Source organism: Agromyces chromiiresistens (assembly GCF_029167465.1).
Lineage (GTDB): Bacteria > Actinomycetota > Actinomycetes > Actinomycetales > Microbacteriaceae > Agromyces > Agromyces chromiiresistens.
Window position 1 is genome coordinate 933,925 of sequence record NZ_JARFNL010000004.1, and the last position, 14,101, is coordinate 948,025.

General features: G+C 64.8%; 13 protein-coding genes and 1 pseudogene. 7 read left to right on the plus strand and 7 right to left on the minus strand.

Annotated features, from left to right (window positions below; translation table 11 throughout):
- Positions 1-195 precede the first annotated feature (195 nt).
- Positions 196-675: a hypothetical protein gene (locus PX701_RS11700; protein WP_275506370.1), complete on the minus strand. Its 480-nt coding sequence runs from the start codon at positions 673-675 to the stop codon at positions 196-198.
- A 234-nt stretch (positions 676-909) separates the two neighbouring features.
- Here PX701_RS11700 and PX701_RS11705 point away from each other — a divergent pair, with 234 nt between their 5' ends.
- The 3 genes from PX701_RS11705 to PX701_RS11715 all read left to right on the plus strand — a co-directional run bounded on the left by PX701_RS11705 (position 910) and on the right by PX701_RS11715 (position 3,545).
- Positions 910-1,110, plus strand: coding sequence for a hypothetical protein (locus PX701_RS11705; RefSeq protein ID WP_275506371.1), 201 nt, complete (start codon positions 910-912; stop codon positions 1,108-1,110).
- Between the two features lie 649 nt (positions 1,111-1,759).
- On the plus strand, positions 1,760-2,515 hold the full coding sequence (locus PX701_RS11710; protein WP_231430149.1) for a dienelactone hydrolase family protein: 756 nt from the start codon (positions 1,760-1,762) through the stop codon (positions 2,513-2,515).
- On the plus strand, positions 2,508-3,545 hold the full coding sequence (locus tag PX701_RS11715) for an IS481 family transposase (RefSeq protein WP_275506372.1): 1,038 nt from the start codon (positions 2,508-2,510) through the stop codon (positions 3,543-3,545). Before PX701_RS11710 ends, PX701_RS11715 begins: the two co-directional genes overlap by 8 nt.
- 6 nt (positions 3,546-3,551) lie before the next feature.
- Here the strand turns inward: PX701_RS11715 and PX701_RS11720 are convergent, their stop codons facing one another.
- Positions 3,552-3,947, minus strand: a complete 396-nt coding sequence (locus PX701_RS11720; RefSeq protein ID WP_275506373.1) for a hypothetical protein — start codon at positions 3,945-3,947, stop codon at positions 3,552-3,554.
- Positions 3,948-4,258: 311 nt separating this feature from the next.
- Here PX701_RS11720 and PX701_RS18555 point away from each other — a divergent pair, with 311 nt between their 5' ends.
- Both PX701_RS18555 and PX701_RS11725 read left to right on the plus strand, forming a co-directional pair.
- The gene (locus PX701_RS18555; protein WP_420831074.1) at positions 4,259-5,113 is read left to right on the plus strand and encodes a DUF6602 domain-containing protein; all 855 of its coding nucleotides are present in this window, start codon (positions 4,259-4,261) and stop codon (positions 5,111-5,113) included.
- Between the two features lie 471 nt (positions 5,114-5,584).
- Positions 5,585-6,472: a hypothetical protein gene (locus tag PX701_RS11725; RefSeq protein WP_275506374.1), complete on the plus strand. Its 888-nt coding sequence runs from the start codon at positions 5,585-5,587 to the stop codon at positions 6,470-6,472.
- Between the two features lie 301 nt (positions 6,473-6,773).
- On the opposite strand, the gene PX701_RS11730 is transcribed toward PX701_RS11725, so the two are convergent.
- Positions 6,774-8,162, minus strand: coding sequence for an AAA family ATPase (locus tag PX701_RS11730; protein WP_275506375.1), 1,389 nt, complete (start codon positions 8,160-8,162; stop codon positions 6,774-6,776).
- Positions 8,159-9,337, minus strand: a complete 1,179-nt coding sequence (locus PX701_RS11735) for a DUF262 domain-containing protein (protein ID WP_275506376.1) — start codon at positions 9,335-9,337, stop codon at positions 8,159-8,161. Before PX701_RS11735 ends, PX701_RS11730 begins: the two co-directional genes overlap by 4 nt.
- A gap of 170 nt (positions 9,338-9,507) precedes the next feature.
- On the opposite strand from PX701_RS11735, the gene PX701_RS11740 reads away from it, so the two are divergent.
- Entirely contained in the window at positions 9,508-12,072 is a 2,565-nt protein-coding gene (locus PX701_RS11740; RefSeq protein ID WP_275506377.1) for an ATP-dependent Clp protease ATP-binding subunit, read from the plus strand.
- A 113-nt stretch (positions 12,073-12,185) separates the two neighbouring features.
- On the opposite strand, the gene PX701_RS11745 is transcribed toward PX701_RS11740, so the two are convergent.
- Positions 12,186-12,560 carry a hypothetical protein gene (locus PX701_RS11745; RefSeq protein ID WP_275506378.1) on the minus strand — a complete coding sequence of 125 codons (375 nt, stop codon included), beginning with the start codon at positions 12,558-12,560 and terminating at the stop codon, positions 12,186-12,188.
- Positions 12,561-12,691: 131 nt separating this feature from the next.
- Positions 12,692-13,372: a hypothetical protein gene (locus tag PX701_RS11750; RefSeq protein WP_275506379.1), complete on the minus strand. Its 681-nt coding sequence runs from the start codon at positions 13,370-13,372 to the stop codon at positions 12,692-12,694.
- On the opposite strand from PX701_RS11750, the pseudogene PX701_RS18560 reads away from it, so the two are divergent.
- Positions 13,372-13,536 (plus strand): annotated as a pseudogene (locus PX701_RS18560) (hypothetical protein); the annotation flags it as partial. The gene PX701_RS11750 and the pseudogene PX701_RS18560 sit on opposite strands and share 1 nt — an antisense overlap.
- A 101-nt stretch (positions 13,537-13,637) precedes the next feature.
- Here PX701_RS18560 and PX701_RS11755 read toward each other — a convergent pair.
- Positions 13,638-13,982, minus strand: a complete 345-nt coding sequence (locus PX701_RS11755; RefSeq protein ID WP_275506380.1) for a hypothetical protein — start codon at positions 13,980-13,982, stop codon at positions 13,638-13,640.
- Positions 13,983-14,101: the final 119 nt, after the last annotated feature.

Sequence of the window (14,101 nt, forward strand, 5' to 3'; positions counted from 1 at the left end):
GATGATCTGGGATTCTGCCTGTGGATAATCGACGTACACGTGGCCCTGTGGAGGAGAAGTCGCGCGCCGTGGCATCCATCATTCGGCGTTGCACCCCGATTGCCGGGTGCGAGCGTCACTCGGACTCCGAGGCTGGTCAGGAGCGGCATCCGCCCGCTTCGGAGGCGAGTCGGCGATGATCGCATACTTCGCCGCTCATCGGGTGCTCCCAGCCGTGGTGCCGGGCGAAGTCGCGTTGGTCACGTAACCGAAGGAAGAAAGGGTGTAGGCGAAGGTTCCGTACGCCTCCGTCGGCACCTCGACGGTGAAGACTCCGTCGGGGTGGTCCAGGCCGTCGTAGAAGTCCCCGTAGACGAGCAGCGCCTCGGCCACGAGTTGCTCGGCAGCGCGTCGTTCCTCATCATTGGCGAAGCGGTATCGGGAGGTGCCGGCCTGCTCAGCGGCGATCGGGCTCGTGCCGAAGCCAGAGACGCGACCGACGAAGCGCTTGCCGGCTTCGGCGGCGACGGGCTCGAGCTCGTATTCGAACGGGATCACCCGCTCGCCCCACACGAGCTTCATCAGCCGGATCGCTTCGTACGCGCGCATGCCGAGGGGTACGAGCGCGGCATCTCGTTCTCGATCGACGACACGGCGTTTCCGAGGCCGCTCGGGATCCGGTTCGATCACGAACACAGGGCGCTTCTCCATTCAATCGTCGACGATGACGGCAGCGAGCATCGCCACCGTCGCTTCAAGCGAAGGGTCCGGGTCAGTCGAAGCGGAGACGTCGGCTTCACGTGAGCCTATCGACGCCGTTCTCACGGCGTACTCCCCAGTTCGCGGGGAGTACGAATCAGGGCGACGAGCCCGCATGACCTGTCACGATGTGCCGGCATGGGCCGGGGGGCGAGGGGGCGGAGGCTCTCGATGTGGACGCTCGTGGCCGAGCGGCTCGCCGAGTCGACCACCGGCGTCGCGCAGGAAGCAACTCGGGAGCCGGTGCCTCCGCTCGCGACCGAACGCCGTGAGCGCGGGCCGATGCGGATCGAAGGGAACGTCAGTTCGCCGGTGGCTTCGGTGGCGTCGCCGACTCAGGAGGCGGGATCAATGCGTAGTGCGGCAGCTTGAGCGCAGTCAGCCCGAAGGGCCTCATGAGGCTGCAAGATGGGAGATGTGGCGATTCCGATTCCGCGCTCGCTGACCAGCCGTGAGCGGGCCTTCCTCGACGCGCTCGTCGAGCCTGAGTTCCCAGGCGCAGACGAACTCCGCCGGCAGGCGGCCGTCGCTCAGGTTAGTGGTACCTGCGCCTGTGGGTGCGCCTCGGTCGACTTCGTGCTCCCCGCTGTCCGACCCGGGATGCGGATCATCACCGAGGCGATCCACCGTGACGGACCGGGGAGGTCATTCTCTTCACACGTCTCACCAACGCTGGCCAGGAGGTGCTCGCCGGTATGGAGTGCTTCTGGTACGAGGGCGACAGCATGACGCAGCTGCCCCCGCCCAGCGAGTTCGAGACCAGGGCGTACGATCCCGATCGCCGCGGCGTTCGCGACTGATCTTGAGGCGGCTAGTTGTTGTTGGCCATGAGGTTGTTGACGTCTGACCTATGCGCTCTCGCGAGCTCAGCTGGACGCTGATACGCTGTGGCTTCCGTGCAGGATTTGAGGAGGTGGTACCCGTGAACGAATTGACGTTGGTGCTCCTCTGGGGAGTCACGGTCGGGCGATAGGTCGTCTGGGAGCGCCGCATATTTGCTGCATTCCCGAAAGGCACGACCATGCACTTCACTTCTCAACAAATTCTCAACGAGGGCATCACCGAGCGTGAGTTCACTCTCGGTGATTTTTCCGGCATTTTGTGGACGCCGGCAGTCGCTTCCTCGTCCACGCCTGTTCCACTCATCCTGATGGGCCAGCCTGGCGGGTTTGGAATCCGACGGATGTATCCCCGTCTGGTTACACGGGCACTCAGCGCCGCTGCGCAAGGCTTCGCTGCGGTCTCCATAGAGATGCCTGGGGCGGGCAAACGCACCCCGCTACCCGGCGTGGAGCAGGCTCGAGCGGACCTTATCCGTGCAATCTCCGCTGGCGACCGGCCCGGAGCGGACGTTATCGACCGGCTGATCCTTCCGCTCGTCGATCAGGCGGTGCCAGAGTGGCAGATCACTCTCGACGAGGTCCTCGACCGCCCTGAGATCGGCGAGAAGGTCGGATTCTCGGGCGGAGTCATAGCGATGGGCACACGCCTCGCCGCCATCGACTCACGAATCGCGGCAGCCGGACTTTTCGCTGGTAGTTACGTGCCAGGCGTAACGATGGAAGAGGCGCGCCAGGTCACCATTCCGCTGCACGTTCTCCTCCAGTGGGATGACGAGGGGAATGACCGGGGAATGGCTCTCGATCTCTTCGACGCCTTCGCATCTACCGAGAAGACGCTCTACGCCAACATGGGCGGCCACACAGGCGTCCCGCAATTCGCGGGCGAGGATGCCGCCCGCTTCTTCGCCCGGCATCTCGGCTCAGCCGTTGACTGAGAGAGCGCCGGTTCCGCGGAGCCGCAAGTCGAGCACCCACGCGAACGCTCCACTGACAGTTGAGGGACGCCATCGGCTTGTCGAACGCTGCCGATGTCGCCCGATCGCTCACGTTGCCCGCGAGATGGGGATCTCGCGGGCAACCGCGTCCAAGTGGGTTAATCGATACCGGCAGTTCGGCGCGGTCGGACTTCTCGACCGGTCATCCGCTCCCGACCGGAAGCCCACTGCGACTAGAGGCGACGTGGTGACTCGGATCGAAAGAATGCGCCGTGAAGACAAGTGGTCGGCATCTCGAATCGCTTTCGAACTCCAACGAGAACAGATCCACATCAGCCGGCGCACCGTGACGCGCCTCCTCGGGCAACTCGGACTGAATCGTCGACGCTTTATTGACCCGAGCGGAGAGAGCAACCGTGAACCGCAGAAGATCGTGGCACGACATCCCGGTCACATGGTCCATATCGACGTGAAGAAGGTCGGCCGAATCCCCGACGGCGGAGGCTGGCGCGCTCACGGACGAGGTAGCCCGGAAGCGAAGGCGGTCGATCGTGCCAAGAAGGGTGCACGCACTGGCTATACCTACCTGCACTCCGCGATCGACGGGCACACCCGCCTGGCCTACACCGAAGCACTCCCTGACGAGAGGGCCACAACTGCTGTCGCGTTCCTGAACCGAGCCCGCGCCTGGTTCGCTGCGCACGGCATCGTGAAGATCGAACGAATCGTCACTGACAACGGAGCTTGCTATAGGTCTCACGCGTTCGCCGAAGCCATGCGGGAAAGTCAACACCGGCGAACCAAGCCCTATACCCCCAAGCACAATGGCAAGGTCGAGCGCTACAACCGCATCCTCGGTGAGGAATTGCTTTATGCCCAGGCGTGGCGCTCAGAGCAAGAACGATTCAACGCCGTCATGGCGTGGAACGCCCACTACAACTACCACCGCCCCCACGGTGCGCACAACGGGCTACCGCCAGCATCCGCGACACACCTGCGCGTCAACAACGTCCTGGCCTCCTACAGCTAGTCGTCGCTACATCATCGACTGCAGCAGCTGCGTGGCCTTCTGGTTGTCGCTCGTCGCGAGCACGACGCGGTTTCGGGATGCCACGTAGACGAGCGAGATGTTGATGCCCGCCTCGGCTAGGGCGCGAGCCATCCCACCGAACACGCCAGGCGTGTCCAGCTCGGGCTCGGGCAGCGCCGGACTGACGATGACGTCGGTCTCGGCATCGATCGCGATGCCGGCCTTCTCGAGCGCCGCCCTGGCGCCCGCGACGTCTTCGACGAGGATGTGGACGGCGCCCCGCCCGCCCTCCATGAGCGCGCAGAGGCCCTCGATGTTGACGCCCGCGTTGCCGAGCGCCTCGCCGAGTCGTGCCCCCTCGCCGGGCTGATCCTCGAGGGTGACCAAGAGATCCTTCGCCATGACGGCACCTCCTTCTCGGGCTGGTTTAGGTCTACGCCGGTGGGACAGGTGCGTCAATGTGCTTCGCGGCGAAGCGAGCTTGATGAGTCTCCTCTCGAACCGCAGGCGCCGACACGCCGACATCCATTCGCGAAAGGTCTATCTCGGGAGACCGGGCACGCGATTTAGGCTCGGACCATCCGTATGCCGCCTGTATTGAGCTGGAGCAAGTCGTTCCCGGCTCCGGCCTCAATCGAGTGAGCCTCTGTCGACCTCGTTCTTCATGGCTTGTGGTCCTCGTCAGTTGAGCTTTTCGTCGTTAGAGTCCGAGTGTGAGTCAACCTGTCTCTTACCTCCTAAAGACGGCTGAGGAACGGCTCTGGGCGGACTTCAAGGCGGCTGGCGCCTTCGACCATCGACCAACGGTGGGCACCAGCCGTGAGGACGCGCTCATCGATTTCCTGCGAAGGCGCCTACCGACTCGTTTCGGGGTCGCGCGCGGCGAGGTCATCGACATCGGGGGGAAGCGCACTGGCCAGGTTGACGTGGTCATTTTTGATCAACACATGAACGTCCCGTTGAATGCCGATACAGGCGGTTCGGTCTTACTGCCGGCAGAAGCGCTACTCGCTGCCATCGAGGTCAAAACGACACTTACGAAGGAAGAATCTCGGAAGGCGCTCGTAGGAGCTCAGAAGCTTTATCAACTCCAACCGTGGGGATCGAGCTGGGGTTGGGTCCGACGCGGAGACTCGGCCGCAGCCAAACCGCGGGTTCTGGCCACATGCCTGGCGCTCGACTCGGACCTGACAAGCGACTGGTCGGTAGACGAACTCCTTAGGCTCCGGAGAGTCGCGTCCGACCAGTCTGTACACGTGGCACACCTGCATTCGGTCGCAGTTCTATCGCGCGGCATGATCCGGCCCGCAGAAGGCCTTGTCGCCCTCGAACCGGACCACCGTGGCGTTCTCGGCATGTGGTACTTCGCGCTGTTGGGATTCTTGGTCCGCGAAGCCGATCGACGTGCGCCAGTACCGTGGAGTTACTACGAGGAGGCTGTCGACCGCAAGTGGCTCCCGCTTGCCCCAAGAATCACGACCTTACCTCCAAGCACGAACAGAACCGGGCGAGCTGTGTGGGACTACATCCGGGCGGGCCGCCCCGAACCCACCGATTCAGCACGCTAGAGGCCGATCTATCCAAGTGAAGCGGCGGCGAACTCGATCGATTCGGGGAGGACGGTAGGTAGACCTCCCAAGCGCACGCCTTGCTGGCCAGGATAATCTGCCTCCGGCTGGAATTGCGGCTGTCACCGGCCTCTGAGTCGCCTCGGGAATGCGCGCGTACACGCACAGGGACGCGCACGCAAGAAACCTGCTGTGGGCTGCAGGCGACGACACAGTGGTGAGCGTGCCAGAAGAAGTCAGGTAACGCAGAGACAACAACCCCTATTCGGAACTTGCCGCGAACTCGTGATGATGAAGGTCGCGAGGGAGGAAGGGGCGACGGAGTGACGGCGAAGTGGCCCATCGAAGCTGTCTAGCTATCTCAATGCTGTCTCAACGCTATCTAAGCTATCTCATAATTGTGACGCCACTCGCGAATCAAGGTGCCGTGAAAACGGAATGGTAGGACCCTGCGGGTGATATCGTTCTCGCATGGTGGCACCGATCGATAATGCGCTCACAAGCGAAGCTGGCCTCTTCCCGGAAGACGCCCCTGCTGCGAACTCGCGCGACACGCGCGAAGTCTACCTTCAACGCGCAACCAGCTCCTACGCGAAAGTCCGGCACGTTCTGATCCAGCGTCCGCCAAGCGGAGGTAAGGGCAGCCAGCCGTCAATGCTGCCGCACCTGAAGCGCAATCATCGAGCAGCCGTGCTCTACCTTGCGCTGCTCGCCAACTGGCCATGGCTGCGACGCCAGGCTGCCCCCCTGCCGGCAGCAACGTGGATTCGCTTCTTGGGTAGCGAGCAGCGGGGCAGCTTGACCTGGACCCCCCAAGCGCTGTCGCACGCGTGGGGTGTTCTCGAGGAACTGAAACTCGTCGAGCGTCAGCGGAAGGGCCGGCTCGTGAACGTTCGTCCCCTGAAGGAAGATGGCAGCGGTGGCGACTATGCCAGTCCGACGGGCAAGGGCGGTGACAGTTACTTTGCGCTACCGAAGCGCTTCTGGCTCGATGAACACCACGCAACGCTCAGCTGGCCGGGGCTTGCAGTTCTGCTCATTCTCCTGAAGGAAACGAATCAGTACCCCGTGACCGAGTTGGCGATTGACCGTGCTCAGGCGTACTACGGCATCTCGCGCACGACTGCTGAGTCTGGACTGTCGGAGTTGAGGGCACGCGGTCTCCTCCTCTCCTCTGAGCGGCGGGTGGCGGACGTTGACCATCCCGAAGGGCGACGGCTGGCGTCGCTCCACCGCCTTTCGTCGCCGTACTCCACGGAGGAGCGGCGGGAGCTGCGGGATGCTGCGAACCGGAGTGTTGCGCTGAAGGGGAAGGAGGCGCTTGCCAATGGCGAAGAACCGGACGAGCCGTCTCCCTGAGTCGGGGCGACTGAAGTGGGCTGTCATCGAGCGGGCAGTGGATGGCGGATGGGGTCCGACCTTTCGCCTCATCGCGATCCTTGCTGTTCCGATCCTGGTCGGGCTCGTTGTGACCACAGGAATTGCGCTGCTTCGATTCCTCGTGCTCTAAATGATGAACATGGTGGCCAGGTCAGGCGCAGTTTCGTGGGGCGGGGTGTCCCGACTGGACGATGTGATTCCATACGTCACAAAAGGCCGCAGCGTCCGGTGCCGCATGAATAGCGCATCGTTGCCGCACGTCTTTCGCGCAGAGCACGACCTAGGTGGATGACGGCGGCGTGACCAATTCAATGGCATCGCGGAAGGATGAGAGTGCGACCCTTCCCTCATCGATTTGGAGCAGCCAGAGCTTCCATGCATCCGCTACGAAACTCTTGGCAGTCTGACCTATTGAGGCAGCCACTTTGGTTACTCGATCATGCGGGTTGTCGCCGGTGGTCGCGTCAAGGGCGTCGGCGATCGATTTCTGGTTGGCCGCGAAGAGCTCGGGGTGATCGGAAGCTATCTTGATTGCTCCTTCTTCGGGCGAGAGCTCGCCAGGGAGCTTCAGGCCTGCGCGTAGGGAACCTGGTCGTACTGTTTCGTTACCGTCCAGCACCCCCCAGATCGCGATGCTTGCGTCGGTGGGGCGAGGGAGACTGGCCGCCGTACGCACATTCTGCGCATCCCCTCCGATCCAGATCTCCGCCAAGTCGAGGTAGGCAAACGAGGTCAGTCCAAGCAACTCAGAAAAGAGATGCTTCGCCATCTCATCCTCTACGACAAACACAATCTGCCGTGGCGCCGCGACACGTAGGGCTTTCCACAACGACAGGGTGCTGGGAGTAGTCAGGGTGCTTCGTCCCGCAGTGTCGAGGCGCAAGAGGACCTGTGCTGATCGAGGAGCCGTTGCGAGACCGAGGTAAGAGTGGGTCGCTATACCAACTGGTGTCTTGGAGGAGTTTGCGCGGTCAACAACTAGGTCGAGCGCCCTTGCGGCGGACATCGGGGAGAGCAGCACATCTGGCTCGTCTAGTAAGAGCACCGTTCCTGCTTCCATCTGGCGAAGAACCCAATAGAGCGTGAGCGCGGAGAGTTCCCCGCGACTGAGCTCTCGAGAGTCGTGTTGGCGATCACCGGACTCAACCGCAAAAAATGGTACGACTTCGGGGCGGAAGAACCGGCCGACCTCCGCCGGGTCTCCATGGATTGGGCTAGGCGCGATCGTATTGTCCAGCTCGGCGACGGACACGCGAGTGTAGTCTCGGCCCACGACGAATGAGATGTCGCGGCGATCGGCTTCCCGGACCGGTGTAAGACCGGCAGCTTCGATTTGCTCGTCGAGATCAACTCCCGCCGATAACGTCATCCATTGACGGGTGAGCAGCTCAAAGAAGTCGACATAGATTGCTCTGCTTGGGGGACTGCCGCCCCACTCCATTGTGGCGGGCCCCGAACCACCCTTGTTGATCGTGTCGGCGAGAGAGCGCAGGAGTCGCGTCTTCCCTCCGGAGTTCACACCTGCCAAAACAAAGAGACCGCCACGCAGGTCGACGGCGCTGGCATGGAAGCCTAAGTCGTCGGTTGATTCGACGCGGACAAACCGGGTTGTGCCGTCCCAATCGTCCAGGACTCGGCGCCAGCTATGCGCAACTTGGGAGAGTTTCACCGGAGGTCACTCCATTGCGGCCACGCGGAAACAAGCGAGAGGAGCCCGTCTTCGAACGACTCGCTTCCCTGAAAGGGAAGCGCGGCAACGTTCTGACGTAGCTCGCGCACGATAGGGGGGAGACTTTGGTCAGCATTGAAGTACGCGACAGCAAGCCATGCCACCGCGTCTCGCGCCTGAACAGATAGGACGTCAGCCACCCGAAGACTTGAACGGTCGAGATAGAGCGCCGCAATCGGCGCAAAGTACGCAGGATCGGTGACCTGTCGAACCGCTCGGTGTTGCGATGACCGACCATACGAAAGCCTGGCGAGTTCTAGTTCTTCCATTGCACCTGTCAGTTTCACTCGGCCTTGCACGTCGCTGAGCTTCGCCCGGGCAGCCACGATGAGCCAGGTCAGAAGTGTGGCCTTGTTGAGTCGGATGCGGTTGTCTGCCGAGCGGGCGGCGTATGTGAACGTTTCGAGGGCGATCCGCGCCAGCTCCTCAGTCCTGACCGAAAAGCCAGCGGGTTCACGATAGAAGTCCTCCATGTCTCGAACCGTGAGTGGGATCGCGATCGATTGCCGCTCGAGGTAGGCGCACAATCGAGCAATGACATCGTCGTAGGCGAGCCGACCGTCCGAGAATCCGAGCAGATCCTTGCCCCAACCTGCTCGTTCCGCGGATGCCACGAGGTCGCGTACCTGCTCCCGGGCTCGCCCCGCGAGGGCGTTGCGTTTCTCGGCTTGCGTGAGTCCGGTAGGCAGGTTCAATCGAAAGAAGAGCTCATAGGGTTCATCGGCTGCGTAGTCGAAGAGCCGGTAGGAACTAACGCGTGAGGACAGAACCCTGCGTTGAACACTCACAGGAAGCGACTTGAAGCGGTGGCCCGCATACGTCGACACAGCCTCGTCGAATGGCGGGAACTCTTGAACCGCGAATCCTCCGTCGATGAAGTCGAAGAGGGATTGCAGTCGCTGCTGACCGTCTAGGACGGACAGTCTCTCGTCGCTCTGGACGATGAGATGTACGGGCGGGATGCGCCAGCCTCGGAGGATGGTATCGACGAGGCGCGCCTTCTTCTCACGCGACCAAACGAGTCCACGTTGAAAGGCTGGCTGCAGGTCGAGCGACCCGTCTACGTACCGGGCGTAGAGGCTCTGCAGGTCGGGTTCCCAGGCTTCAAGCTTCATGACCCTCGTTCTCTCTGGGTGTGTTAGGCCAAGCTAGTGGATCGCTCAGTCGTTCTTGCGGATATCGGAAGAGGGTCTGTCACTGCGCCGTCGAGAATTCCGCGGGAATAGTCGAACGCGGCCTGCGTTGAACTTGAGCGAACCACACTCAACTTCAACCAGGAGGCCAGGTGCCCAACGACTTCAACGAGGCAGGCGCGAGCTCGTTCGACGAGTTCCTCGCCCGATACCTCGCGGGTGAGCAGGCGCGACAGGCGCGGTCGATCGACCTCAGCCGGTTCCTTACCGCGCGCACCCAATCGATTCTTCAGCAGGCCGGGCGCTTCGCCCTCGAGCGCGGACAGACCGAGCTCGACGCCCTGCACATCCTTCGCGTGATCGTCGAGGACGAGAGCGTGCAGCAGGCGATCCGACGCATCGGGGCGAGCCCCGAGCGCATCATCACGGCGACCGAGGCGCGTCTGCCCGCGGCATCCGAGACGGCTGACATCAACGCGGCCACCATCACCCCGAGCGCATCCCGCTCGCTGTTCCACAGCTACCAGGTGGCGCGATCGTCGGGGGCGACGTACATCGACCCCGAGCACCTCTTCTTCGCGCTCGTGCTGGGGCAGGATGCGCCTGCGGGGCAGGTGCTGGCTCGGGCCGGGGTGACGGCTGAGGCGCTGACGCAGGGGATGCGGGAGCACGACGGCACGGAGGCTGGTTTCGATACGCGTCCTCCTTCGTCGGGCGCTACTCAACCTGCGGAAGAGAGCACCACGCCGATGCTCGACAAGTTCGGCATGGACCTCACCGAGCGCGCCGCGAACGGCGAGCTCGACCCGGTGATCGGGCGTGCCGACGAGATCGAGCAGACCATCGAGATCCTGTCGCGCCGCACGAAGAACAACCCCGTGCTCGTCGGTGAGGCGGGCGTCGGCAAGACGGCGATCGTCGAGGGCCTCGCCCGCGCGATCGTCGAGGAGAACGTGCCCGAGGCCCTGCTCGGCAAGCGCGTCATCGCGCTCGACCTGCCCGGCATGCTCGCCGGCACCCGCTACCGCGGCGACTTCGAAGAGCGCCTCACGAAGACGATGGAGGAGATCGCCGCCAACACGGGCGAGCTCATCGTCTTCATCGACGAGGTGCACACGGTCGTCGGCGCCGGTGGTGCGGGCGACGGTGGCATGGACGCGGGCAACATCCTCAAGCCGCGCCTCGCGCGAGGCGAGCTGCACCTCGTGGGCGCGACCACGCTCAACGAGTACCGCAAGATCGAGAAGGACCCGGCGCTCGAGCGCCGCTTCCAGCCGGTGCGGGTCGGCGAGCCGTCGATCGAAGACGCCGTGCTCATCCTGCAGGGCCTGAAGCCCGCATACGAGGGGCACCACGGCGTCGAGTACACGGATGCCGCGATCCGCGCCGCCGTCGAACTCAGCGACCGCTACCTCAGCGACCGCGTGCTGCCCGACAAGGCGATCGACCTCATCGACCAGGCCGGCGCGCGCCTGCGGCTGCGACTCGGCGTGAAGGTGGACGTGTCTGCGCTGCAGTCGCGACTCGGCGAACTCGAGGCGGAGAAGAACGCCGCCGTGCGCACCGAGCACTACGAGGAGGCGTCGCGCCTGCGCGACGAGATCTCGAAGGTGCAGGCGAAGCTCGACGAGGTCACCGAGCAGGGTCGCGCCGCGGCATCCGATGCCACCGTCATCGACGAGGCCGAGATCGCTGCCGTGATCTCGCGGGCCACCGGCATCCCGGTGAACCGCCTCACCGAGACCGAGCGCGAGCGCCTCGCCGACCTCGAGGGCGAGCTGCACCAGCGCGTCATCGGGCAGCACGACGCGGTCGCCGCGGTCGCCAAGGCCGTGCGCCGCAACCGCACCGGCATGGGCGACTCGCGTCGGCCGGTCGGGTCGTTCCTGTTCCTCGGGCCGACGGGCGTCGGCAAGACCGAGCTCGCGAAGGCCCTCGCCGACCGCCTGTTCGACGACGAGACCGCCGTGATCCGCTTCGACATGTCGGAGTTCGGCGAGCGGCACACCGTGTCGCGACTCGTCGGCGCCCCTCCCGGATACGTCGGCTACGACGAGGCCGGCCAGCTCACCGAGCGCGTGCGGCGCAACCCGTACTCGATCGTGCTGTTCGACGAGATCGAGAAGGCGCACCCCGACGTGTTCAACCTGCTGCTGCAGGTGCTCGACGACGGACGCCTCACCGACGGCCAGGGCCGCACGGTCGACTTCCGCAACACGGTCGTCGTGATGACCTCGAACCTCGGTTCGGAGTTCCTCGCGTCGCGGTCGGGTGCGCTCGGCTTCGTCGCCGGCGCGGATGCCTCGGGCTTCAGCTCGGCCGACGACGTGCGCCAGCGCGTCATGGGCAAGGTGCGCGAGGCCATGCGCCCCGAGTTCCTGAACCGCATCGACGAGATCGTGCTGTTCCAGAAGCTCGACCAGCCGCAGCTCGCGCAGATCGTGAAGCTGATGCTGGGTGCGACCGCGCGTCGCCTCGCGTCGCGCGAGGTCGGCTTCGAGGTCACGGATGCCGCGGTCGCGCTGCTCGCCGAACGGGGCTACGAGCCCGAGTACGGTGCGCGGCCCCTGCGCCGGGTCATCCAGCGCGAGGTCGACGACCGCATCAGCGACCTGTTCGTCTCCGGCGCCCTCGGCGACGGGGGAGCGGTGCACGTCGACGCCCGCGACGGCGAGTTCGTCGTGACCGCCGCCGGCCTCGTGCCGATGGCGGCGTAATGCCTACCGCTGGTTGAGTAGCGCCCGACGAAGTCGGACGCGTATCGAAACCCGGTGACCCGATCTGCAGATCCGAACGCCCGGCCCCTCGTTCCCCGAGGGCCGGGCGTTCGTCACCATTCGGCGCCGGCCGCCCGCGCCGCGAACGCTGCCGCCGCCGCGCGATTCGTCGGCGCATGGGGCGAACGATACGTCGCCCGATCGACGTCGTACTCGATCTCGAAGGCCGATCCGAGTTCGCGACCCAACCGACGCGCGAGCTCCCGCAGCGCGAGCTCCGCCTGGCGGCGAAGATCGGGCGATCGCCACTCGTAGTCCTCATCGCGGCCGGTCTCGTGGAGGCTGCCCCAAGCACGGAGGTCGGCGACCAGAGCGCTGCTCAGTCGGCTCTCGTCGTAGTCGACGGGATCGGGGAACCACACGACCGATTCCGCGAAGTCGTAGAAGATTCGCACGACCTCGGTGTCGTAGCGGTACTTGCCGGCCATGATGCGAGCCTACGGGTCACATGGTTTCGGTACGCGTGCTCCTTCGTCGCTCGCTACTCAACCGGCGGGGGCGGTTCGATACGCGTCCGACTTCGTCGGGCGCTGCTCAACCAGCGGGTGGGCGGCGCTCCTCAAGCGGTGGTGGCGGTGAGTTCGGCGAGGCGTGCCATGCCGGGGCGGGCGTGCGCCTGCATGCGTACGAGCACGTCGTCGAGCTGCGACGAGTGCGGCTCGCCGGGCGGGATGCGCGCCGGGTTCATCGCCACCGTCGATGCCCACGCGGCGATGCCGGGCGCCGCACCGAATGCCGCCGCGTTGCGGGCACCCACCACGGTCATCCGCACCCAGGCGGCCATCGAGTCGGGGTAGGGCGACGGCGCGGCGAGCCGGTTCTTCTCGTCGTCATCGGTGCGGGTCGCCTCGACGTAGCCCGCGAGCGCCGCCCCGAAGCAGGGGAACCCCGACCTGATCGGCTGCAGCGTGATCTCGCCGGGCGACCAGATCGGCACGAGCGGCCGGTTGAGCAGGCCCTCGCCCGCGCAGTGCACGACGACGGCGTCGTCGGCGGTCTCGATCGAGCCGTCTTCGAACTCGATCCGTCGTCGTTCGACCCGGCGGATGTGGCCGAGCCGCACGACGTGCTCGATCGAGCGCAGCAGCTCGAGCTCCCACATCGCGAGCGTCGGCGCCCGGGCCATCGTGGGCATCACCGAGCGGTCGACGCGCAGCATGATGCCCGCATCCTCCAGGTGCAGGAAGAAGTCGTCGAGCGAGGCCGACGACTCGGCCGCCTCGAAGACGTCGGCGACCATACGGTGCGCGGCCCCTGCGCCGGGTCATCCAGCGCGAGGTCGACGACCGCATCAGCGACCTGTTCGTCTCCGGCGCCCTCGGCGACGGGGGAGCGGTGCACGTCGACGCCCGTGACGGGGAGTTCGTCGTCGCGGCAGCGGGAGTGGTGCCGCTGGCGGCGTAACCACGTCTGCCGGTCGAGTGGCGACGAAGGAGCGTATCGAGACCTCGTGAGGGGCTCGATACGCTTCGCTCCTCGACCGGCCGCGACTCCAGGAGCAGAAGCTAGGCCGAGTCGGCGTCGGAGAGGTCCTCGATCGCGCACGGACTCGTCCCGTCGAAGAGCACCCCGATCCCGTACGGGTCCGCGATCTCGAGCCGTGACTCCGCGAACCGGAGCATCCAGCTGCCATCAGCCCAGATCACCGCCTCGGGTTCACCGAACGGCGGTTCAGCGCCATGCAGAGCCAGGAGCTCGACGTCGCTCAGCCTGTATTCCGGTTCACCGAGTCGCTGCTGCAGATACTCGGCGGCGAGATCGGTGAACTCGTCGAATCGCGCCACCACGACAGCGGCGAGCTGCAACACGCCCTGCTCGGGCGAGGCAGCCGGCTCGATGACGATGCTCACCGATCGATCATCGTCCCCGCCTGCGGAATCGAGGGTCGCCGTCCAGCATGCGATCGAATCGGGCGAGTCGATGCGTGCGAACTCGGTTCCGGCGATGTTCAGATGGGTGGGAATGTCGG

What these genes read in the sequence shown, in the direction of transcription:
- PX701_RS11705 (WP_275506371.1), top strand. Translation starts at nt 910, where the DNA reads ATGTGGACGCTCGTGGCCGAGCGGCTCGCCGAGTCGACCACCGGCGTC.
- PX701_RS11710 (WP_231430149.1), top strand. Translation starts at nt 1,760, where the DNA reads ATGCACTTCACTTCTCAACAAATTCTCAACGAGGGCATCACCGAGCGT.
- PX701_RS11720 (WP_275506373.1), bottom strand. Translation starts at nt 3,947, where the DNA reads ATGGCGAAGGATCTCTTGGTCACCCTCGAGGATCAGCCCGGCGAGGGG.
- PX701_RS11725 (WP_275506374.1), top strand. Translation starts at nt 5,585, where the DNA reads ATGGTGGCACCGATCGATAATGCGCTCACAAGCGAAGCTGGCCTCTTC.
- PX701_RS11735 (WP_275506376.1), bottom strand. Translation starts at nt 9,337, where the DNA reads ATGAAGCTTGAAGCCTGGGAACCCGACCTGCAGAGCCTCTACGCCCGG.
- PX701_RS11745 (WP_275506378.1), bottom strand. Translation starts at nt 12,560, where the DNA reads ATGGCCGGCAAGTACCGCTACGACACCGAGGTCGTGCGAATCTTCTAC.
- PX701_RS11750 (WP_275506379.1), bottom strand. Translation starts at nt 13,372, where the DNA reads ATGGTCGCCGACGTCTTCGAGGCGGCCGAGTCGTCGGCCTCGCTCGAC.